Origin of the sequence: Ignatzschineria sp. F8392, from assembly GCF_002252045.1 — a bacterium.
GTDB lineage: Bacteria > Pseudomonadota > Gammaproteobacteria > Cardiobacteriales > Wohlfahrtiimonadaceae > Ignatzschineria.
In genome coordinates, this window is record NZ_NEFF01000002.1 from 377,791 (window position 1) to 400,890 (window position 23,100).

Sequence of the window (23,100 nt, forward strand, 5' to 3'; positions counted from 1 at the left end):
ATCGTTTTTCAGTAAAGGTTGGTTCAATGAGTGATTTTGCCAAAGAGATTGTCCCGATTAGCCTAGAAGAGGAGATGAAAAGCTCCTATCTTGATTATGCCATGAGTGTTATCGTCGGCCGTGCTCTTCCCGATGTTCGCGATGGATTGAAGCCGGTGCATCGACGCATACTTCATTCAATGAATCAGACGAATAATCACTGGAATAAAGCCTACAAAAAGTCTGCCCGTATTGTGGGAGATGTGATGGGTAAATATCACCCTCATGGTGACTCTGCTATCTATGATTCCGTCGTCCGTATGGCGCAAGATTTCTCTCTCCGCTATATGTTGATTGATGGACAAGGAAACTTCGGTTCAATCGATGGCGACTCAGCAGCGGCAATGCGTTATACCGAAATTCGGATGAGCAAAATTGCCGAGACACTCCTTCAAGATATTGAGAAAGAGACTGTTGACTTTATTCCAAACTACGATGAATCAGAAATTGAGCCATCGGTACTCCCTACACGTATTCCTAACCTGCTTGTTAATGGTTCTGCCGGAATTGCCGTAGGGATGGCAACAAATATTCCCCCCCATAACCTTACCGAAACCATTAATGCCTCTTTAGCGCTCTTACATGACCCTGACCTGACCATTGATCAGCTGATGGAATATATTCCGGCACCTGACTTCCCAACGGCAGGGATTATTAATGGAACACGTGGAATTCGTGAGGCATATCATACAGGCCGGGGCCGTGTTGTCATTCGTGCAAGAGCAGAGATTGAGCATGATGAAAAACGAGATCGTGATGTCATTATCATCACTGAGATTCCATACCAAGTTAATAAAGCGCGCCTCATCGAACGTATTGTGGAACTCTACCGCGAAAAAATTATTGAAGGAATCGCGCCCGATGGACTCCGTGATGAGTCCGATAAAGATGGGATGCGTATTGTTATTGAACTTCGCCGAGGAGAGATGGGAGAAGTTGTTCTCAACCAACTCTATAAGCATACCGCACTCCAATCGAGCTTCGGGATCAATATGGTGGCTATCGATCGTGGCCAACCTAAACTCCTCAACCTCAAGCAAGTTTTAGAAGCCTTCCTCCTCCATCGCCGAGAAGTAATCACACGCCGAACAATCTTTGAACTGAAACGTGCCCGTAGCAGAGCCCACCTATTAGAGGGATTGACGGTTGCACTTGCAAATATCGATGAGATGATTCAGCTGATCAGAACTTCGGCAACTGGTGCGGAAGCGAAAGAGCGAATGTTAGCGCGTCAATGGGCGCCGGGTGAAGTTTCAGCCATGTTAGCACGCGCAGCAGAATTGAAGACAACACCAGATGGATTAGAGGGTGTCGGTCTTATTGGATCGACTTACCAGCTCTCAGAAGAGCAGGCGCAAGCGATCTTAGATATGCGCCTCCAGCGCCTAACGGGCTTAGAGCAAGATAAGATTTTAGAAGAGTATCAAGGCCTTCTCGATACTATTCGTGAATTGATCGAAATTTTAGTCAATCCTGATCGTCTTCGTGATGTTATTGAAGAGGAATTTATTGCAATCAGAGATGAGTTCGGTGATGAGCGTCGCACGGAGATTAGAGAAGCCGCTGAAGATATCAGCTTAGAGGATCTCATTGCCGAAGAGGATGTTGTAGTAACTCTCTCGCGTCGTGGCTATATCAAATATCAAAAACTGGATGAGTATCGTGCACAACGCCGAGGGGGTCGTGGTAAGTCCGCCGCTCGAGTGGTCGATGAGGATGATGTAGAGCATCTGATGGTTGTCAGCACTCATGCACAATTGATGTGCTTCTCCTCTTATGGCCGTGTCTACTGGTTACGCGTCTTTGAGCTTCCTGAAGCGGGCCGTGGTGCAAGTGGTCGACCTATTATCAATCTGCTCCCATTAGAAGCAGATGAGCGAATTACATCGATGCTTCCTGTCGATAGTTATGACGATGATCGCTACATCTTTATGGCAACTAAATATGGTGTTGTGAAGAAGACCGTCCTCTCTAACTTCCAAAGTCAACGTTCAAGCGGTTTAATTGCCGTCAACCTTGATGAGGGGGATGAGCTCATTGGTACTGAAATCACTAATGGTGAAAATGATATTATGCTCTTTACCAATACAGGTTTAGTGAATCGCTTTAGTGAATCTGATGTGCGCCCAACCGGACGTGGATCACGCGGTGTTAAAGGTATCACGCTTGTAGAAGGACAACATGTCATCTCAATGATGCTTGCTGTGGAAGAGGGTGTGGTCCTCATCGCTACAGAGAATGGTTATGGTAAACGAACCTTAATTGAGGAATTTGCGCGCCGTAATCGTGGTGGTAAAGGGGTTATTGGCATCCAAACTTCAGAGCGAAATGGCCAAATCGTGGGAGCCTCCATTGTTGAGGAAGATGATGAAGTGATGCTCATTACCTGTAATGGTGTATTAGTGAGAACCTCTGTTGCAGAAGTCTCAATCTTAGGACGAAATACTCAAGGCGTGCGTCTCATTCGTCTCGATGATGGCGATACACTTGTCGGTATGTCTCGTATCGAGGAGAATGATGCAGACGATGAGATGAGTACAGATGAGGAAGATCTCGAGATCGATGTGGTTGAAATCGATGAAGTAGACTTAACGGTTGAAACAGAAGAGTCGCTCGAAACAGAGAAGGAGAGTGATGAGGAGAAACCCTCGGAGGAGTAAATCGAAAGGGTATAAATCCAACTCATTAGCTATTAACTATTAATCAGCATTTAATGAAGTAAATTAAGAGTAAGAGAGCCGATCTATCCTTAGATCGGCTCTCTCTATTTTGTACTATCTTGCTCTATTTTGACGGTAATGCGACAACAATCTTCACCTCAACCTTCCAATTAGGATTCATCAATCCCGCCTGCACGGTACAGCGAACCGGTGCATTGTCAGAATCGACCCACTCATCCCAAGCACGATTCATCCCCTCGATATCTAAACTACTCACAAGAAAGATCGTTACATCTAGAATATGGGATTTTTCAGCTCCAACTTTCTCTAAAAGCTGATCAATATCGGCAAGTAAACTCTGCATCTGTCGATAGATATCTGCCTCTTCCACTAAAGGAATAGCGGTATAGTAAAGCGTATCGTTATAGATCACCGCATCTGACATCCGCGGGCCTTTATTAATTCGAGTAATCATGATGGTTCCTTATTACCGGTAATACCGGCGATTGAATTGCTAATGGAAAAGTCAATCATAACTGACTGCCTTTTGAAGTCTTATCGTAATCAATATCATTGATATCTTTGTCGTTATTTTTGCCGCTCTTGACCTTGTGATCTTGCTCTTGATCTAACTATCGATGTTAATATCTCTTACTAATTTCTATCCCCTCCGATTCCTTCATATGACTCTTCCCATCTCTCCACCTCTTCTTCGATCCGCTCTTCAACTAAACCTAAAAGATCTAAATGATTATGGATATAGTGCTCCTTAATCGATTGATAAGCACTATTTTTCTGCTCCGCTAAGAGTGAATGAATCTCCTCGGCTAACTCTTCGAGTAGCTCCGGATCCCCCTCACACAATTCACACCAGAGAATAAACTCCTCTTCTAACTGTTGAAGCGGCTCGAGATGTCGTCTGCGCAGACTCGCTAACGCATTATGATTGAGATTGAATCCTCGGATAGTCTCTTTCGCACGATGATAGTCATAATCTGATAAGCCCGGCTTTACCGAAATCCGTCCATTAAGATAGTAACGAAAGTAGGCGTGAGGATCCTCCTGATCCGGTTTTATCAACAACTCATGAATTACTTTATGAGGATTATGCGCACCATCTTTATAGATACCACAGCTATTATTATTGTTACAAGAGCCAAAAAGATTTTTCCACTCAAAAGTTAACGCCTCATATTTAGCGCGGGGATAGAGATGCTCAATATGGCTATCTTCCGTTGTAAAGGGTGTTTCACAATAAGCACAAATGTGATGTTGCATCTCATTGAGCTTTGACCAGATCTCTCGCCGATCACCCCCTCTCAGTCGTTGCCAATTTTTTGTGCCATTCTTCTGAGCTCGTACTAAACATTTAGGCACCTCTTTCGGCCGCACTAATTTTCTCATCCCCTACTCCTTTCTCTCCTGAGCAGGTCTTCGATTACGCAGTCGCGCTTTGAGCTGTTGCAATTTTTTCTGATGACGAAGCTTCTCCATCTCGATACTCTCTCGACCAAAATGCTTCTCTAACATCAGATAGAGCGCCTCCCCTTCCGGCGTCTCATCTAAGCCATTTTCAATCATCTTCTCTAACTGCTGATATTGTTGATGTTCGTACACATCAGGAACATCCGCAATATTTAAGATGCGCAACAAGATATTATCTGAAGAGAGGCCTCGAGTCTGAAAGCTTGGGGAATGAACTCGAACACGATTGGTTTCAAAATCATTTTTCAGAAAGCGAATTCGATCTTTATGAACAGTGGAGATAACTTGTGGGCTATGCGTTGTAATAATAAATTGCATATTAGGAAAGATTTTGAGTAAGGAATCGATAATCGTCTGCTGCCAAGTAGGATGGAGATGAAGCTCGATCTCATCAATAATCACAACGCCGGGGCTCTCCCTTGGATCTTCTAGATGGGGATTTAAGATCTCTAACCGTGAGATAAGATCTGCTACCATGAAGAGAACCGAGCGCTGTCCATGTGAAAGATGTTGGATATCATGTAACTCATCATAGATTGAGAGAACAACCCGATCCTTTCCTGTGGAACGATCAACAAAGATCCCTGTGGCATTCGGGATCAGATCACAGACAATCTCATTGACGATCTCTTTTAACTTCTGTGCGGTATTGAGCGGGCGACACTGCAGTGCAGCAATTTTTTCATCTGTCTCTGCAATCTTCACTTTTAACCCTGAAAGCATATCATCAACAAGCGCCTGCTTCATAGGATCAGCATTTTGATGCTCTTGGGTAAACTCTTCTGCTGTCTGCTCTAATAACGCTCTAAATTGTAGAAGATCGCGAAGTTCCGTTCCTGAGTCTTGCCGCGAAAGATTCTCTAACATCACAAACCACTCAATCATATCGGAGATGCGAACTTTCTCATCTAACGCATAATCGTATGCACTTGCCCGATGAAGATGAATTTTACGTGCCCCTCGCACAAAATTAGGGCGATTGACACTATAGAAGATAAAAAGGGGAAGCGTAATATTACAATCATTGAAAGTGATGCAATCACGGATTACCTTAGCATAGGCATTGAGTTCACTAAAATCGGAGCGTTGGGCAATTGCGCCCTCCTGCAGCGAACGTTCAAGCATAAAGTGGATCTTATTATGTGCATCAACCTCCATCTCAAGAGAGATCTCCGCTCTATTTTCACCACTTTTAATCTCCTCCTCAGCGATCTCTAAACCCGCCTCCTCTTCGCGATTAATCGCATTGAGTACCCAAGAGAGCCCCTTCGTTAAACACTCACAAACCGTTGTTTTTCCAGTAGCATTCTCCCCTATCAAAACAGTGAGTCGATCATCGAAAGTGATCTCTAAATCATTCAATCGACGCAGATTTTTAATTCTAATCCGGCGCACCTTAAATGTTGCTTCATTAAGAATCGACTCACAACGAGAAAAAGCTGATTTTGCCTTCTGCAGATTAGGATCTTGCGAGAGTGAAGCACGCGCATCAAGATCGACCTCTCGAAGATAGCGCTCTGCCTGATCATAATTTTTCAATAGCGAAAATTCCGATTCTAGCGATCGATCGGCTCCATAAGATGGTGAGTCTTTCGATAGATTATGATTATCGGATAGATTATCTGATAAATGACGCTGCTTCGCCGGTGTTAATTTCGCACCCCCATCTCTCTCATTCTGCTTCATTTTGCTCTCCTTAAAAGTGCTCCTAAAATAGCCTAAAAAAGGACTCTCCTTTCAAGATATCATAGAAAGATCAAAAGCAGGAGGCTCACAAAAAAGAGCCGTTACCTTTCAATGATAACGGCCCTCTCAATACAGATACTGAAGCTGATTCTCTTGAATTTGACTCTCTTTAATAGAGCTTTTTCTGTGGCGGACCTGCAAAGTTAAGGGGGCCGATCGCAGTCATATCCACTTCAACAACGGTGGGGCCTTCAATCGCAATCGCATCGGCAATGACCTGACGAAACTCCTCAACAGAGCTTGCTAAAAAGCTCACACAACCCATCGATTCTCCTAACTTCTTATAGCTTGGCGTATGTAGCTCATTATAATATTGGCGACCACCAAAATAGTTATTTTGAATGCCACGCATCACACCATAACCCTGATCATTCATCACTAACAACACCATATTCAGCTTCTCCTGAACCATCGTTGCAATCTCGCCAATGCCGAGCATTAAACCGCCATCTCCCACAAGAGCGACAACTTTTTTATCCCGATTAGCAATCGCCGATCCGATCCCATGCGCTAAACCTAAGCCGATAGCACCTGCAAGCGAGTGGATATTACGAAGTGGAGCTTGTACTGGAAAGAGTCGACTTCCCCAAGTGCTTCCTGACATCGTAATATCTCGCACTAAAATACCACTCTCCGGTAATGCATCTCGTAGAGCAAAACAGATCTCAGCATAAGGACCTAACTGCTCTGTCAAAGCATTGATCGCCGCTTCTTTCGCTTCTCTAATCTCTCGATCATAGTCGGGATCGATAAAAGAGTGTTGCTCTAAGGCGGTTGCAAGATACGCTAAAGAGGCTTTTGCCTCAGAGCAGATAAAGTGCTCGACACGGTAGTTTCTCTGTTGCGCGACAGGATTGGCATCGATCTGAATCAATTTTTCAGGAAATTGGACGCTATAAGTCTTCGTCTCATTACTTCTCAAACGAGATCCCACTACCAAAGCAATATCAGCTGACTTTAGGAGCTCTTCGACCTTTTGAGAGTTATGGAAAGCGCCCAAACTACGAGGATGATGATCAGGCAATACCCCTCTAGCATGGGTCGAAGAGAGAATAGGAATCCCAAGATCTGCCAATGCTTTAACCTCATCTTCAGCCTCTAAACATCCTCCTCCAATCCATAGAATTGGGCGTTTTGCCTCTTTTAAAGACTCTACCACTCTGTCTAAGGCAGCACGATCAATCATCGGCATCTGTAAAGCTCCCACAGGATAGAGCTCTTCGGGAAGCTCGATCTCGGTCGCTTGTACATCGATCGGAATCTCAACACTCACCGGCCCCATTGGAACGGTTTGCGCCACACGAATGGCCTCACGCATAATACCAATGGCATTATCGGGACTCATAATTCGATAAGCTGCCTTACTCGCCGCCTTCAAGAAAGTTAATTGATCTTTTGCTTCATGAATAAATGAGGCATCTCGATCGAGATACTCTCGTTCAACCTGACCGGTAATATGTAATACCGGACTCGCCGCATTACAGGCCTCAATTAGAGATCCCACCGCATTTCCGGCACCAGCACCGGTACTTGTAATTGCAACACCTAATCCCTTAAAACGCGCATGAGCATCCGCCATCGTTAAGCAACCTGCTTCTCCTCTAGAGCAGACAAAATTGATCTTCTCTCGGCGCCCAATAGCATCTGCAATAGGAAGGTTATGGATCGAAATAACACCATACACATCCTCAACACCATGCATCTCTAATAAGCGTGCAATCACTTCTCCAACTGTTACCTTCATTCTTTTCTCCTACGCCTTCTAATCTGCGTCTATCTTATTCTCTACCCATATTCTCTATTTTTAGAGACGCTATCGATCTAATAGCATTTTCTCTCATGAGATATCTCACTCGATATCTCGCTACCTCTCGCGCGAGCTCTCTATTTTTCTTTATCTTTATCTTTCTCTTCTCTATCTCTCTTTTATTACGACTCACACCAAGGATTAGGAGTCTCATCTAAGCTTAAGAAGATACTCTTTTGTTGCATATAAGAGAGAATCCCTAAACGCCCCTTCTCTCGCCCGATGCCACTCTCTTTATAACCCCCAAAAGGTGTTGAGATAGAGAATTTCTTATAGGTATTGATCCAAACGGTTCCCGCTTCTAAAGTTCGTGCTAATTGCCATGCACGGCGATAATTTTCTGTCCAGATACCGGCAGATAGCCCATAAACGGAGTCATTAGCTTCGGTAATAAGTGCCGCTTCATCATCAAAAGGAAGCACCACCAATACAGGACCAAAGATCTCCTCTTGACAGACAGAGTCACTATTTTTTAAGCCGGTAATAATCGTCGGGGCATAATAACAACCCTTTGCTAACGCCCCTTCTAATAGCCGTTTTCCACCTATCTCGATCTTACCCCCTTCAGCAACCGCCTGCTGGACATAACGGTCGATACTCTCTAAATGTTGCTCGCTAATCACTGGTCCCACCTGTGTTGTGGGATCTTCTGGGTGTCCAACGCGCAGAGCGGCACTCTTTTCAATGAGCTTTGCTAAAAAAGGTTCATAGAGCGAACGATGCACAAAGAGGCGTGAGCCGGCGATACAGGCTTGTCCGGCTGAACTAAAGATGCCATAAATAACACCATTGACGGCTAACTCTAAATTAGCATCATCTAATACGATTGTAGGTGACTTGCCACCAAGCTCTAAAGAGGTGGTAACAAGGCGCTCTGCTGCAATATGGGCTAAAGCTCTTCCAGTATTGGTGCCTCCGGTAAATGAGATCTTCTTCACTAATGGATGATTCACAATGGCATTCCCCACCACTGAACCGCGCCCCGGCAGAACACTTAAGATTCCTTTAGGCAACCCTGCTTCTTCAAATCGTTTAGCTAATTCTAGTGCAATTAACGATGTAGCTTCCGCAGGCTTTAAGATGACCGCATTACCCCCCGCTAATGCCGGGATCAACTTCTGTACTTCAGAGGCAATAGGGGAGTTCCAAGGAGTAATGGCCGCAATAACACCTAAGGGCTCATAGAGGCTCAAAGTAATCGCATCATGCATGCGCTGATTGGTTAATTCATTATCCATCGTCTCCAATGTAGAGGCGACATAACGCGTCGTGGCAATAGCACTTGCAACCAATCCCCGTGTTTCATAGAGGGGTTTACCATTATCCCGAGTTTGAAGCTGAGCGAGTTCATCTCGATCTCGCTCTAAAATATCTGCAAACTTAAAGAGAATGCGCGCTCTCTCTGTCGGCAATAGATCTCTCCAGGCGGGATCTCTCCATGCTCTATCTGCTGCAACAATCGCCTCTTTTACATCTTCCAATGAAGCTGTGGAAAACTCTGCGTTAAGACTCATATCTGCGGGGAAGAAGCTCTTAGAAGGCTCTCCACGACCAACTCTCCATTCACCTGCTAAAAATATTTTTTTCACTATATCCTCCTTATCCTCTGTCAATATCCTTAAATGAGCAACGCATCATCTAGCTGACGACAGAAACGCGCCACACTTAATGCAGCGAGCATTGAAGTCTTAGGGTTACTCTCTAAAGGAACCCCCATCATCACAATCTCCATAGCACCAAACTTACCTTGCGCAATGATTTTATGCTGATTTCGCGCCATCTCTGGATCGGCAATCAACTCAACTTCAGTCTCATCCATTCCGATTCCGGCAAGCGCTAAAGTAGCAGCGACATTGGCATTAGCAGGAAAAAGTTTTGCCGCTTCTCTCGCACTTCCCTTAAAGAAAGTGGTCGCATTCTCTAGCTGATCGAGATCGACAAGCTCTTCTGCATAACTTCCCTTCCAACTACGGGGATTCTTTCTCCCTTGATAGAGAACGGAATCTAATCCTGCTAATTTAGCCGAGGCTAAACCATCGATGCCGGCAATCGCTCCCGATAAGATCGAGATCTTCACCTGATGCTCTTTTGCTGCCTGCTCAACCTGCTTCTGAAATAGTGAATCGGCAAAGGTTCCTACTGAGATCACCCCAACATCGATTCCCGCACTAATCAAATCAAAGAGATGTGCTTTCAATCCTAACTGCCCTGCCATCTCAACAGCACAATCTGGCTGACCATCTATCTCCGAAATGCGACTAATGACTTTAATCTCATCGCCCACAATTGCTTGAGTCTTAGCGACATCTTGTGGCATCACTACTAACCATCCCACTTTGACATCTTCGGGTAGAAGCGGCATCACAGCTTGTGCCATCGCCCCATAACCAATCATTACAATTTTCTTCATTCTCTCCCCCATCTTTTCCTGCTCACTCTATATCTGTTGTTCTCTATCTATTGCTTCTCTATCCATTTGTTCTCTATATATCAACTGCTCTCTATTACGCTTCTACCGATACCACTTATTGATTATTTTATGGAGCAACTTCATCAAATCTCTCGACTGAAGCCACCTGAGACATCAACAACTGACCCCGTTGTATAGGAGGACATCGGTGATGCTAAAAAGAGTAACGCTCGTGCCGCCTCTTCTGCCTTACCTAATCGCCCCATGGGGATTCCTCGCTCCTGGGCAATGCCGGCAATCCACTCATCCCAACTCTTAGAACGATCTGAACGCTCCTCATATCGACGGCGCCACTGCCCCGACTCCACCATACCGATTAAGATCGAATTGACCCGAATCCCATTAACTCCTTTCTGAGCAAATTCCTGCGACAATGTCTTACTCAAATTGAGTAAGCCCGCTCTTGCTGCCGATGTTGCAATCATATGTCGCTCCGGCTTTAGGGCTAATAGCGAGTTCACATTGGTAATCGAGGCCATATCTGATTGCTCTAAGTAAGGCAATGCCGCCTTAATGGGATTTAAAACACCAAAATATTTAAGAGTCACTTCTCCGAGCCAATCCTCATCCTGAGTCTCTTCAAAAGAGGCGACTTTCCCCTGCCCGGCATTATTAATTAAGAAATCGATCCCCCCAAAATGTTGAACTACAGCGTTGATCAATGCTTCCACAGAATCACGATCTAGCACATCTGCGACAATGGTTAACATGTCACTAGACGAAACTTCAGGTAATGCTAACCTCACCGCTTCTAAAGAAGCATCTAAACGCGCCTGATTACGTCCACACCAAGCAACTTTAGCACCGCCTGCTAGAAGTAATTTTACCGTTTCTAAACCAATACCAGATGATCCACCGGTCACAATTGCGACCCGATTCTCCACACCAAAACTCATCGACTGCCTCCTCATCTTCCTTCTAATCCTTCCTATTTATGATTCTCGTCTCAATATCAAACGCTCTCTTCCTCTAATAGAGGGGTGAGATCCACCTATCTCACTCTGTAAACGTTTTTTTCCTCTTAAATCGGCCCAAAGAGTCTCTCTTTAAAAAAAAGTGGCGCATCGATATAAGCAAGATGCCCCGCATCAGCAACCTCAACTAAATTGAGCCTTGAATGTCGTGCTTTTAAAGCATGCATCCCTTCTGGTGGCGTAATGCCATCTTTTAGGCCAAAATAGAGATCGATCTCCAATTGTGGATCAATTTGTGACAATGCACGATCGATAGAATCATAAGCAAGAAGATGAGACGCATTAGTAAAACCATCCATTGTTAAGCGTTGTGAGACTTCACGAACGATGTCCATATTCTCAGTAGAAGGATTTCCAAGCAGATAAGGACCTCGTTCCTCAGCCATCCCTAAATTCCCTAATCGAGCTAATAATTTTGGCCGACGCTGATAGACTTCCGCCTTAACAGATTCCTCTTCTTTAGCATATCCTTGTGCCGGTGCAATCAGCTGGACTCGCTCTAAATATTGTGGATATTTTGCAGCAAAAGCAGTGGCCATCATCGCCCCAAGAGAGTGCCCCACTAATATGATGCGCTCCAACCCCAACTCATTGATCAATGCAAAGAGGCGATCGGCATAATCTAAAGCCAAAGGGGTATCCGTTATCAACTTCTCACTCTTCCCATATCCAGGCGCATTCCATGCAATAAGATGAGCAGAGATTTCACGATCCTGTAACTGTTTAATCCATGAGTATGCGCCAGAGCTAATCCCATGGAGTAACAGAAAAGGTGTGCCCTCTCCCTTTTTCTCTAAATACTCGATCCCGCTCTTTGGGGCGAATTGATACTCAACCTGGTTCATAAAATCTCTTCTCCTCTCAATCATCAGTCAAGATGGCTTAAATCGATATCTCCTAAAATCTTTAACAGATCCTCAATACATCTCAAATTAAGAACCCGATCCCTCTAGGATTCGATTTAAGCCCCTCTTGTTATCCCTTCTTCTTATCTCTTTTGTTATTAATACTACGTACAAAATCTCATGATCTTGAATAACCTATCTATCTCTGATCACGTTTAATGACACTTGATTACACTTAACTACACATAATTACGCTTAATTACGCTTAACTTTAGAGAGCGGATGATCTTCAGGATAGGTCGGGATCTGCGGTTTTGAAGTACCCAACATGACACACATTAAGGCATCTTCTTGCGTATAGTTATAAAGTCCACGATAAATTCCTGGAGGAATAGAGATCAGGTCACGCTCTTTAAGAATGACTGAATATTTCTCTCCTTTATCTTCTAAAAAGAGTTCGATAGAACCTCTTAGCAGGAAAAAGACCTCTTCAACATCATCATGAAGATGGAGTGGCCCTTCACATTGTGCCGGTAATACCATCGTTGAAAATGTAAAGTTCTCTGCCGGAACGGTATTACTATCTGATGCAACGCCTGTTGCGCCTGTCCCCATGTAACGCATCTGCGCACGTCGATATTTAGGGTCATAATCAGCTTGAAATTTGAGTGCATCAAAATCATACTTACGATCTTCTAATCGTGCGATTCGTGTATTCATCCACTCTTCTAAACTTTTGCCTTCTGGACGGTTCCAAGTTTCAAATTCTCTAGACATCTCTATTCTCCTTTGTGAATAAATTTTATGAATAAATCTCTATGGATAAGATCCCCTTTGGGTTCTCAATAAAGTATTGTTGTTACAGTTACTTCTTCAATAATATTTCCGCTCTATTACGATCGGTAGGAAGCTACTGCTCTAAAAGTGCCCCTAATAACATCTCCCTAATAACGTCTCAATAAGGGGACAAGAATGATCGATCCTGCAACGGCAACACCCGCAAGAAAGATAATTCCGGTATTAAAATTGCCAGAAAAGGCAACGATATATGCGATTAAGACCGGTACAATAGCGCTTGTAAAGTTAGCGAGACCATTAAAAATCCCCCCTGCAGTCGTCGCCACATCACGATCACTCACATTTGAGAGAAGCGCAAAGACGGCCGATACGGAAACTCCCCACATTAAAGAGCTGATGGTCATCATCGTAATCACGAGTATATTGCTCTCAACGATCACCATTAGGTACATCGCTATCCCGGCACCTAATAACCCTATAAAGACTTGCGGTGCGCGACGAATCGAAAAGCGATCTGAGTAGAGCGCCCCTCCGATCTCTCCAATCAACATCCCAATAAAAGGGATCATCGATAGTGTGCCAAACTCTTTAAGATTGAATCCTTTCTCTTCCATGAGATAGGTAGGAATCCAACTATTGAGTCCCCAGAGATAGGTCATCAAAGCGATATTAAAAAAACAGACTAACCAAAAAGGACCATTACTCATCAATCGCTTAAGATTAACACTATGTGAGCTCTTAACGACTCGCTTCCGTCCCGATACTTCCACATTACGTAAACCATAATGGACTAAGATTGTTGCAATTAAGGTTAATGCGCCCATCACATAGAAGGTGGTATGCCAATCGTAATTACCTAAAACATATGCGGTAATCGGAAATCCTAACGCCGCACCAATAGGGGTACCTAAAATAAACATTGTGGAGGCACGCGCCTGCTCTTTATCGCTATAACAGAGCTTTACGATGCTATAGCAGAGTGCAAAGAGAGGTCCTTCTGCAATCCCTAATAAGATCCGATTGATCAGCATCCCTTCATAAGTCGTTGTAAATCCCATAATGAGCATCAAGATACCCCAGCTCAAAACAGACCAGAAAATTAATTTTTTAGGGCTAAATAGATCTCCTAAAAAACTTAAAAATACGGAGGAGAAACCATAAGAGAGAAGGAAACTTGTCATCAACCAACCGAGCCTACTCTTATCTTCAACAACACCCATCGTCTCTTGAAAAGCGGGATCAGAAAAGAGTACAGCAATGCTGATCTTGTCAAAAAAGGCTAAGACAACGCAGATCATTAAGACTGTTGCCGGCGTCCAATGCACTATTAAATTTTTGGGCACAAAAGGTAGCCTTTCAGCTAGCGCTTCTTTCATAAATTTCCTCCTAGTAGATATCTCAATGCGTACTCTTGATGAGAGTCGATCTTTTACACTGTCGACTTATTACGCTTCGGTGGTTGCTCTTTTCTGCTATTTTTATTCTGATTCTCTATTACTTTTTCTATTACTTTTTCTATTCTATTTCGACACTGACTTCTATCTTATGGAGACCCTCTCCCCCTATTTCTCGCCTGTTTCTCTGCGCTCCTACTTTAGAGCGATAGCCCTCTCGCTGGCATGCTTGAACTTCTACCAATTTATTCTGATAAATCCATCCTGATCAATCGCTCCTATCGAATTTAGCCTCATCAATTAACGGAGCTTCATCACATTAAAAGCAGGATCGCCAATCTCTACCGCCTCTAAAGTTCTATCAGCCTTGATCCATCGCTTTGCAATCTGTACAACTCTTGCATCATTAATCGAAACTAAATATTGCAATTTTCCCTCAGGCGTAAGGTAGAAGAAGCTCTTTTGACGTGGCGCGCTATTACGGATCACTACCTCAGTACGATCAAGTCCGACCGGCGTCCCTAAAATCTGAATATTGCAATCATATTGATCTGACCAGAGCCAAGGGGTTTCACGGTAAGGTGTCGCCTTTTCGCCCCCTAACATCGCTTTTGCGGCAACTACCCCTTGATGCTGTGCATTTGCCCAAGATTGAACAGAGAATCCTAAATCTGGGTGAATAGCGACATCTCCTGCAGCATAAATATGGGGATCAGATGTCTGGCAATAATGATCTACAACAATACCGTCACGCACATCTAATCCGGCCTCAACAGCGAGCTCTTTATTGATATGCGCCCCTGCTCCAACAACGACTGCATCAAAGCTGCGCCATTTTTCCCCATTTTGAATAATCGTTAACGCCCCATTCTCTTCCACAATATCGAGAGTTCCACACTCAAAACAGATCTCAATACCCTCTTCTTGATGAAGCGACTCAATAAAATCAGAGACCTCGACAGAGACACTTCTAGCACAGAGACGCTCACCTAACTCCAATAGTGTGACAACACACCCCTGTTGCCGTAATGAGGCTGCAATCTCTAAACCGATCCAACCACCACCAATAATTGCAAGTGACTTAATCAATGGGAGCGCGCGCTGCAACGCTAAACTATCCTCAACTGTACGCAGTGTGAAGAGATTAGGCAGAGATCGCCAGGCATCAACAGGAACTCGTGCTTGACTGCCGGTCGCAATCAGAAGCTTGTCATAAGGAAGCTGTGAACCATCTGAGAGCGTAACTATCTGTTTATCACGATCGATTTTGGTAGCAGAGAGGGATGCGTAGAGCGTCAAATTGAGCGCCGCAATCTTCTCTGGTGGGAAGAAATGGAGATTTTGATGATCCATCTCTCCAAGCAATACCTGCTTCGATAATGGTGGTCTTTCATAAAAGAGTTGTGATTCATCTGAAATCACGGCAATCTCTCCCTCAAATCCCTCTTCTCTTAAGGTATAAGCAGCCCAAGCAGATGCCTGCCCACCCCCAATAATAACCACTTTCTCCATCTTCACTCCCTCCTTTTTCTATTTTGATAACAGGTTTCACATGAAACAATAGTGACGCTTTAAGATCCTTTGACCTGGCGTCGTGTTTCATGATCCAGTCCACCCTCAATCGCCCACTCCGTAAAGAGCTCAAGCGCATAATCATAGACTCGGGGTGTCCATGCCGGCGTTACATAATCATCATTGGTGTAATACTCAAAAGCGCCCCCTAAAGGTGAATGTACATACCAGAAATAAGCTGATGAGACGGGATGACGACCAGGACCGATAAAGGAATCCCATTTAAGTCGGTTCATATTGAGACCTCCACCAATCACCTCATGAATATCTCGCACCACAAAAGCAACATGATTGAGCCCCGTTGTTTCACGTTGTGGCAGTTTCAATAAGAAGAGATCATGATGCCAACCTTCTGCAGCACAACGCATAAAGGCGCCACGCCCACGATAGGCATCTGAAAGATAGAAGCCTAACTTCTCCTCATAAAACTTCTGCGTCTTTTCTAAATCCGGGGTAAAGAAGACCACATGCCCAATAGCAACAGGATCTGCTTTTTCATAAACAGGACTAGGCGCATTGACCCGATTGATTCTGCCAAACTGATTGATCGGCAGACTTGTCGCCTCTAAATCTGCTTTTAGAATGTACTCCTCAAAACGGAGCGTCATACCATTGGGGTCCTGACACTGAACAACACCATCGGCAAAGTGATATCCCGGCTCTGACTGAAGTCTCTCTGCTAGAAGCTCAATGTCTTGATAACGATTCACCGCCCAAGTCACCTCTCTTAAGGTGGACCCTGCTTCAAATGCCGGCGGTAAGCGCTCATCATCGATAGCAAAAACATAGATTGAGCTACCATTGCCTAATTGATATTTCGCTGCCCTCTCAATATCACTCTCTACCTCTTTAAGGCCGAAGTCTGCAAGATATTGTTTCGACTTTGCAATATCCTCAACACCAAACTTCAATGTTTTGATTCCATTTAACATACTTAAATTCCTCGTTAAAACTTCTGACTCTGATGAACCCTATTAATTTCTGCGTAATAGTACGTCATGCTTGTTTCATATTTATTTAATTAAAGACAAAACCACCATTAACAGGGATATTTTGCCCGGTAACAAAAGCGGCGAGATCAGAGAGAAGATAGAGTGCGGTGCCACTGACATCTTCAGGAAGTTGTTCCCGTTGAATCGCTCGGCCATTAACATAGAGTGAGTGTCGCTCTGCCGGTACATATGCCGTCGCTTCAACTAATGTTAAGCCTGGAGAGAGACTATTGACGGTAATATTAAACTCTCCCAATTCACGGGCCATAGAGCGTGTCATCGCCAAGATAGCCCCTTTACTTGCGGTATAAGCCATCAATTTGGGTGCTCCCCAAAGGGCCGTATCGGAAGCGATATTCACCACGCGACCCTGGTCCGATCTCTTAAGAAAAGGAACCATCGCCTGTGTCATCAACCATGTTCCTTTCACATTAATAGTCATGACTCGATCCCATAGATCAGGATCATAATTCATCATATCGACGCCCCCAACACCTGTAGCTAGCGCCGCACAATTAATTAAACCATCCACATAGGACCACGCTTGCTCAACTTCCTCAGCAACCTTATCGATAGCTTCAGGCAAACTTAAATCTGCCACAATATAAGATGCCGGCAATCCTTCAGCTTGCAGTAATTCTGCTCGCTCTTTTAAGAGATCCTCTAAAATATCGACCATTAGTACTGTAGCGCCAGCCTCTAGAGCCGCGCGAGTAAAGTCATACCCTAATCCGCGTGCCGCGCCTGTAATGATGATCTTTTTCCCCTCTAATAGTGCTCTCATGATCACCTCAATTATTCTGCAGGATGAATAGTGGCGCCCACAGCATCTACATTTGCCTGACTCGCTTGATATGCCTCATACTCTTTAAACTGCTTTTCTGCTGCGCGCTTAAAAGTGCGGCGGAGACGTGTAATACCCACATCATGTTGATAAAGGAACTCATGCTCTCGAGCATTAGGGGCTAATAGTTCTAAAATAATACGATCTTGCTCTAATACATCCCAATGCAATCCTTCTAAATGATTGCGATACATAAAGCGCCAAGTATCACGCTCCCATCCTGAAACTTTACGGCAACGCCAGAAAAATACGCGCGTATTATTTTCATCAATAGGGGTCGCAAAACCAACAATCCAGAAGCTTCCACCAGGACCAAATTTAGATTGATAAGGAATAGAGAGTCGTAACCAAGCGCCACCGGTTTCTCCGTACTCCACCCAGTCAAAGTTCACGCCTGATTGCCCATCTTTCTCAAAGATAAAACCTGTTTTCGTCATTTTTAGGCTCATCTCCGCTTGGCGATCACCCTCAGACATTGAGTGAGAAACGGAGTGAAGATAAGTTCCATGCATGGGATCCATCACATTATCAACTGCATATTGATAATTGACTTTCCAATCTGCGATACAGAGGAAATGACTCCACTCATCACTATCGAGCTGCTCCGGGAAAGTGAGTTCTGTAGGTGCTTCATCACCAACACCAAACCAGAGGAAAATGGCACCATGAACCTCTTTCACATGGTACGATTTCACACAAGTAGCCCCGGTCATCGGACAACTTGCAACAGCAGGAACATCCTCAACAACACCATCAAAACGAACTTCAACACCGTGATACCAGCAAGCAACACGATTGCCTAAATTCCATCCTAAAGAGAGTCTCGCACCACGATGGGGGCAGCGATCTTCAAGTGCATGAACCTTACCCTCTTCATCACGCCAAACAACAATGTTCTCACCTAAGCGGGTAATTCCCACAGGACTGGTCCCTACCTCCCAACTCGCTAACACTGGATGCCACAGGTTACGTAAACCAAAGTTGAGGTACTCTTGTGCGTCTTTAAATTTTCTAGATGTCATAATCTTCTCCTCCTACACTCTTAAAACCTTAATAACCTAAACGAGCCATCTCAGCTTCGAAGCTCTCTTCTGTAAATTTCTCACCACTCTCTAATAACATTCCTTGCTCATTGAGCGCAGAAACCACTTCGGAGAGTGTTGTCGCTCCTTTTGAAAAAGCGGCGATAAGGTTCTCCACAAGACTCAACTCATAAGCGGAAGGTTCATGTGCACGGTTTTGCCAAACCACATGCTTCACATCTCCAGGAATCTGAATATTATTGATGCCGGCATCAGGATTAGGTCTATTCTCTAGCCAGGTTTTAAGCTTCTCATTGTAATTTGCCATCTGCTTCCTCCTTTGATTTCTGTATGTCATTGCATACAAAATTTCTTAATAATTTCTTAATAGTTTCTTAATTTATAGTATCTCTTGGTATCTTGAATCAGCCTACACTCCACCTATCGGCCAAGCTACAACAGAGTATTGATACAAGATATTTGATATCAGTGATTAAAAATCGATCTCCCTTCGCTCCCTCACGTCTACCACAGGCACACTTTAAAAAAGCTCCCTTTTGCAATAGCCCTCAATAATCTCTTTCCAATGAATCTATTTAACAAAAGGGAAATGGAGGTGATACGGAGATATGAAAATATGAATATAGGGAGATATTAAGATTTAACTCTTCAAAAATAGTTATTAAATAGAACAATAATCACTCTATTATCCTAATCTCTGCGCTCTTCCCTCTTCTCTACGCTAGATAACAAGAAGTATCAACAGCAATAGTTACTGTTCAACAGAGATCATGATCTCTCCTGCCTCTACTTTCACAGGATAAGTCAATAAATTTCGACAGCCAGGACCACTCTCTAAATTACCCGTCTTAATATCAAAAATAGCTTCATGAAGAGGACATTCAACTGTTCCGTCTTCCACAAAGCCTTCTGTTAAGAGTGCATAAGCATGGGGGCAGATATTCTCAATGGCGAAATAGTGATCTCCCACCTGAAAGATTCCGATCTTAATATCCCCAATATCAACCGATTTAGGCATATACTCTTCCACTTCACCCACCTGGCATACTGAAACCCAATTCATCTTCTTCCTCCTCAAAGACCCCTATCCTGCTTGACAGGGATAATCAGAAAATAGCGATCCACTCATATTATTGTTTTGACATCTTGTGAATGGTAATCGTCTGTTATTCAAATAAAATATTTAATTTATAAGGGTAATCCCATAATGACTAGTCTTTTATCTAGCTTATTTTGCTCAATCTACTAAATTATTTAGTTTTATATATAAAACATCATTTACTTTATAAAACAATAATGCAAGAATACGATTAATAAAAGAAGCTTGTCAAGCCCATTTTCTAAATAGAGGTCTTAACAGCTAATTTTTCCTATAATAGATAAGAATAAAAAGTGAGGAGTTTAGCGATGATAGAAGAGATTGATGCAGAAAAATACCTTGTGCCGGGGCTCGTTAGAGGATTGAAGATATTAGAAAGTTTTACCGTAGAAAAGAGTGAGATGACTCTAAGCGAGATCGCTAAAAACTTAGAAATTAATCGATCAAGTGCTTTCCGATTAGTCCAAACATTGGAATATTGTGGTTATCTTTTGCGCACGCCTCATAAGAGTTATAAGCTCAATGTGAAAGTACTACAACTCGGTTACACCGCTATTGAATCGATGAATATTCCACAGCAAGTTACGGCGATTATGCAACAATTGCGTGATAAAACGAAAGTGGCTGTTCATCTTTCTATTCTCGATGATATCGAAATTGTCTATCTCAATAATATTCAGGCATTAGGGGCTTTCACCTCCAATATTCGAGTTGGAACGCGATGGCCTGCTTATGCAACAGTCATTGGTCAAATGTTATTAGGATCATTGAGTAATGAGGAGATAAGGGCTCGTTTTGAGGGAATCTCCGAATGGGAAAAATACTCAGCGTCAACAGCAAAAGATATCAATGAGTTGATTGAAAAGATCGAAATAGCAAGAAACTCCGACTATCTCATTAGCTGGAAAAACTTTAAACCCGATATGATTGCCTGCGCTGCACCTATTCGCGGTAAAATCTCTAAAGAGATTCAATATGTACTCTCTGTAAGTTGTCCGGCAACAAGCTATAGTAACCGAGAGCAATTTGTAAAAGAGGTTGTTCCGCTACTATTAACAGCTGCCGATGAGATTTCAGATCTGATGATTCAATAACATTACTCTGCTACATTATGCTGATCGATTCTAAAATAGATTTTAGAGTAGAACCCTATTTTCCCTCTATTAGTATTATTAGTATAAAATAGAAGAGATTCCCTATTAATAATCGATGCAGATGTAGGTATGTAGCACTATTAGAAACCTCTACCATAGAGCGATCGATCAATCTGATTAATTCAACGTAGAAGAAAGGAGTATTCTAGTGAATAGTCATAATCAAGAGTTTATCAATACTTATCTTGCTATCAATGCGAATAAATATCCTAAAGAAGCACTAACAACAGTGACCTCTATTTTACACAGGCTCAATGAGAGTCAACAAGCGGCACTCCATGCTCTTCCTCTTAAAGATCCGACATTAGCATTACTTCTCTCCTTCTTCTTCGGTTCTTTTGCTGTAGATCGCTTCTATATTGGTAATATTTTATTAGGAGTTCTTAAGCTCATTACAATTGGTGGCTTAGGTATTTGGACGGTAATAGATTGGTTTATCATCTCCAAACAGACCCGGCAACAAAATTTAGACCTTTTACTCAAATTTGCAGATCAACTATAACTTTTAAAAGCGGAATTCATCATACAACTCGCCTCTTTTTAGAGTGAAATAACCGTAATCAAATAGTATCTGATCTACATAGATGGTAAAACCAACAAGGGCTGACGGGTATCTGCAAAAGAGCAGACCCATCAGCCCAATTTTATATCTCAGTAGTACTAATCAATAACTACAGATAAATTGATACAACATCACAAAGGAATTACACCTATCTCATGATATTACTTGTTGTTGCCCTTATTGTTATTCTCTTTTTAATCTATATTCTCCGCTATCAAAGAGCACTCATTCGATATGGCATTCCTCTTCTTGCTATTCTAGCCACTCTATTGCTCTTCTTTATTTTGCAAAATATTATCTATCCTTATGATGAGCATATTCCTATTCGAGCAAGTGAACAGAATCAAAAATTAGAAGAAAAGAGTAGAAATAGCCGAATGCGATCTCGTGAGCGACAACTTCAAAGAGGGGAAATTGAAGCAATCAATTGATCTTTATAAAGCCTTTCCTCAATCTATTCATTTTAAAGATAGAATAGATAAAGAGCCCTCTTAAGAGTTCAAACCCTAAAACAAACAGAGGCTGATGAGTTGCCGGGTCTTACTATCGCGTTCTTCCCCAAATCACGTGCCGGCAAAAGGCATTGAAAATGCCCAAACTGCGGGCATGCACTGGTTAAAAGAATGAAGTAGTGGGTTCCCGCAGCTCCATGAACCTTCTTAAGAATCATCAAAATGATTCATTGAAACAATAGAGGCTGCTGCCTTGCCGGAACTTACTATCGCACTCTTCCAAAAATCGCGTGCCGGCAAGGGGCATCGAAGATGCCGACTGGCGGGCATGCACTGGTTAAAAGAATGAAATAGTGGGTTCCCGCCGCTCCATGAACTTTCTTAAGAATCATCAAAATGATTCATTGAAACAATAGAGGCTGCTGCCTTGCCGGAACTTACTATCGCACTCTTCCAAAAATCGCGTGCCGGCAAGGGGCATCGAAGATGCTAAACTGCGGGCATGCACCAGTTAGAAGAATGAAATAGTCGGTTCCCGCAGCTCCACAAATTCTCTTAAGAATCATAAAGATGATTAGTTGAAATAATTAGTTGAAATAATTAGTTGAAACAACAGAGGCTAATGAGTTGCCGGATCTTACTATCACATTCTTCCAAAAAACTGCGTGCCGGCAATGGGCATTGAAAATGTCCAAACTGCGGGCATGCACTAGTAATAAGAATGAAGTAGTGGGTTCCCGCAGCTCCACGAACTTTCTTAAGAATAAAAAATCCCGACAAAGAAAAAGCTCCTAGCTAATTAGCTAGGAGCTCTTAATGAAGCCCTGGGGTTGACCTACTCTCACATGGGATCTCCCACACTACCATCGGCGCTGCTACGTTTCACTTCTGAGTTCGGGATGGGATCAGGTGGTTCCATAGCGCTATTTTCCCCAGGAAAACTGGCTTGTGCTTGAAGTGCCGATGCATTATTTGCATTTTATTTTGCACTCCACTCACGAATAAATTTGATTAGTTGGTTAGTAACAGCAATGTCTGATTGAATTGCTTAAGTTGTTGTATTCGCGTCAACTTTGGAAACGATCATGTCTCGTATCAAAATTGTCTAAGACCTATTATATGGTCAAGCCTCACGGTCAATTAGTATTGGTAAGCTCAATGCAT

General features: G+C 43.2%; 22 protein-coding genes and 1 rRNA gene. 4 read left to right on the forward strand and 19 right to left on the reverse strand.

Annotation, left to right across the window (positions count from 1 at the left end; genetic code table 11):
- Positions 1-26 precede the first annotated feature (26 nt).
- Positions 27-2,699: a DNA gyrase subunit A gene (gene gyrA / locus B9T19_RS05920; RefSeq protein WP_094567667.1), complete on the forward strand. Its 2,673-nt coding sequence runs from the start codon at positions 27-29 to the stop codon at positions 2,697-2,699.
- Positions 2,700-2,823: 124 nt separating this feature from the next.
- Here the strand turns inward: gyrA and B9T19_RS05925 are convergent, their stop codons facing one another.
- The 16 genes from B9T19_RS05925 to B9T19_RS06005 form a co-directional block, all read right to left on the reverse strand.
- On the reverse strand, positions 2,824-3,177 hold the full coding sequence (locus B9T19_RS05925; protein ID WP_229821689.1) for a RidA family protein: 354 nt from the start codon (positions 3,175-3,177) through the stop codon (positions 2,824-2,826).
- Between the two features lie 176 nt (positions 3,178-3,353).
- Positions 3,354-4,103: a retron Ec78 anti-phage system effector HNH endonuclease PtuB gene (gene ptuB / locus B9T19_RS05930; protein ID WP_094567669.1), complete on the reverse strand. Its 750-nt coding sequence runs from the start codon at positions 4,101-4,103 to the stop codon at positions 3,354-3,356.
- A gap of 3 nt (positions 4,104-4,106) precedes the next feature.
- Complete coding sequence (ptuA, locus tag B9T19_RS05935) at positions 4,107-5,870, reverse strand: retron Ec78 anti-phage system effector ATPase PtuA (RefSeq protein WP_094567670.1); 1,764 nt, start codon at positions 5,868-5,870, stop codon at positions 4,107-4,109.
- A 169-nt stretch (positions 5,871-6,039) separates the two neighbouring features.
- A complete protein-coding gene (locus tag B9T19_RS05940) occupies positions 6,040-7,674 on the reverse strand; it encodes a thiamine pyrophosphate-binding protein (protein ID WP_094567671.1) in 1,635 nt (544 codons plus the stop codon).
- Between the two features lie 185 nt (positions 7,675-7,859).
- The gene (locus B9T19_RS05950; protein ID WP_094567716.1) at positions 7,860-9,329 is read right to left on the reverse strand and encodes an aldehyde dehydrogenase; all 1,470 of its coding nucleotides are present in this window, start codon (positions 9,327-9,329) and stop codon (positions 7,860-7,862) included.
- Positions 9,330-9,355: 26 nt separating this feature from the next.
- Complete coding sequence (locus B9T19_RS05955) at positions 9,356-10,147, reverse strand: aspartate dehydrogenase (protein WP_094567717.1); 792 nt, start codon at positions 10,145-10,147, stop codon at positions 9,356-9,358.
- Positions 10,148-10,290: 143 nt separating this feature from the next.
- On the reverse strand, positions 10,291-11,103 hold the full coding sequence (locus B9T19_RS05960) for an SDR family oxidoreductase (RefSeq protein WP_094567673.1): 813 nt from the start codon (positions 11,101-11,103) through the stop codon (positions 10,291-10,293).
- Positions 11,104-11,228: 125 nt separating this feature from the next.
- Entirely contained in the window at positions 11,229-12,026 is a 798-nt protein-coding gene (locus tag B9T19_RS05965) for an alpha/beta fold hydrolase (protein WP_158214362.1), read from the reverse strand.
- Positions 12,027-12,281: 255 nt separating this feature from the next.
- Complete coding sequence (locus tag B9T19_RS05970) at positions 12,282-12,803, reverse strand: cupin domain-containing protein (RefSeq protein WP_094567675.1); 522 nt, start codon at positions 12,801-12,803, stop codon at positions 12,282-12,284.
- Positions 12,804-12,970: 167 nt separating this feature from the next.
- Positions 12,971-14,200, reverse strand: coding sequence for an MFS transporter (locus tag B9T19_RS05975; RefSeq protein ID WP_094567676.1), 1,230 nt, complete (start codon positions 14,198-14,200; stop codon positions 12,971-12,973).
- Between the two features lie 318 nt (positions 14,201-14,518).
- Entirely contained in the window at positions 14,519-15,730 is a 1,212-nt protein-coding gene (locus B9T19_RS05980; RefSeq protein WP_094567677.1) for an NAD(P)/FAD-dependent oxidoreductase, read from the reverse strand.
- 59 nt (positions 15,731-15,789) lie between these two features.
- Positions 15,790-16,722 carry a VOC family protein gene (locus tag B9T19_RS05985; RefSeq protein WP_094567678.1) on the reverse strand — a complete coding sequence of 311 codons (933 nt, stop codon included), beginning with the start codon at positions 16,720-16,722 and terminating at the stop codon, positions 15,790-15,792.
- Positions 16,723-16,807: 85 nt separating this feature from the next.
- A complete protein-coding gene (locus tag B9T19_RS05990; RefSeq protein ID WP_304441084.1) occupies positions 16,808-17,566 on the reverse strand; it encodes an SDR family oxidoreductase in 759 nt (252 codons plus the stop codon).
- A gap of 11 nt (positions 17,567-17,577) precedes the next feature.
- The gene (locus B9T19_RS05995; protein WP_094567680.1) at positions 17,578-18,648 is read right to left on the reverse strand and encodes an aromatic ring-hydroxylating dioxygenase subunit alpha; all 1,071 of its coding nucleotides are present in this window, start codon (positions 18,646-18,648) and stop codon (positions 17,578-17,580) included.
- 28 nt (positions 18,649-18,676) lie between these two features.
- Positions 18,677-18,976, reverse strand: a complete 300-nt coding sequence (locus B9T19_RS06000) for a recombinase-like helix-turn-helix domain-containing protein (protein WP_094567681.1) — start codon at positions 18,974-18,976, stop codon at positions 18,677-18,679.
- Between the two features lie 444 nt (positions 18,977-19,420).
- Positions 19,421-19,732, reverse strand: a complete 312-nt coding sequence (locus tag B9T19_RS06005; protein WP_094567682.1) for a non-heme iron oxygenase ferredoxin subunit — start codon at positions 19,730-19,732, stop codon at positions 19,421-19,423.
- Positions 19,733-20,076: 344 nt separating this feature from the next.
- Here B9T19_RS06005 and B9T19_RS06010 point away from each other — a divergent pair, with 344 nt between their 5' ends.
- The 3 genes from B9T19_RS06010 to B9T19_RS06020 all read left to right on the forward strand — a co-directional run bounded on the left by B9T19_RS06010 (position 20,077) and on the right by B9T19_RS06020 (position 21,915).
- Complete coding sequence (locus B9T19_RS06010) at positions 20,077-20,862, forward strand: IclR family transcriptional regulator (RefSeq protein ID WP_094567683.1); 786 nt, start codon at positions 20,077-20,079, stop codon at positions 20,860-20,862.
- Positions 20,863-21,070: 208 nt separating this feature from the next.
- Positions 21,071-21,424 (forward strand): TM2 domain-containing protein, encoded by a 354-nt coding sequence (locus tag B9T19_RS06015; protein WP_094567684.1) that lies wholly within the window; start codon positions 21,071-21,073, stop codon positions 21,422-21,424.
- 215 nt (positions 21,425-21,639) lie between these two features.
- Positions 21,640-21,915, forward strand: a complete 276-nt coding sequence (locus B9T19_RS06020; RefSeq protein ID WP_094567685.1) for a hypothetical protein — start codon at positions 21,640-21,642, stop codon at positions 21,913-21,915.
- 287 nt (positions 21,916-22,202) lie between these two features.
- Here B9T19_RS06020 and B9T19_RS10780 read toward each other — a convergent pair whose 3' ends face one another.
- The 3 genes from B9T19_RS10780 to rrf form a co-directional block, all read right to left on the reverse strand.
- Complete coding sequence (locus B9T19_RS10780) at positions 22,203-22,328, reverse strand: hypothetical protein (RefSeq protein ID WP_255406348.1); 126 nt, start codon at positions 22,326-22,328, stop codon at positions 22,203-22,205.
- Positions 22,329-22,536: 208 nt separating this feature from the next.
- Positions 22,537-22,716: a hypothetical protein gene (locus B9T19_RS10495; protein ID WP_143436861.1), complete on the reverse strand. Its 180-nt coding sequence runs from the start codon at positions 22,714-22,716 to the stop codon at positions 22,537-22,539.
- Positions 22,717-22,758: 42 nt separating this feature from the next.
- Positions 22,759-22,873, reverse strand: a 5S ribosomal RNA gene (gene rrf, locus B9T19_RS06025).
- Between the last annotated feature and the right edge of the window lie 227 nt (positions 22,874-23,100).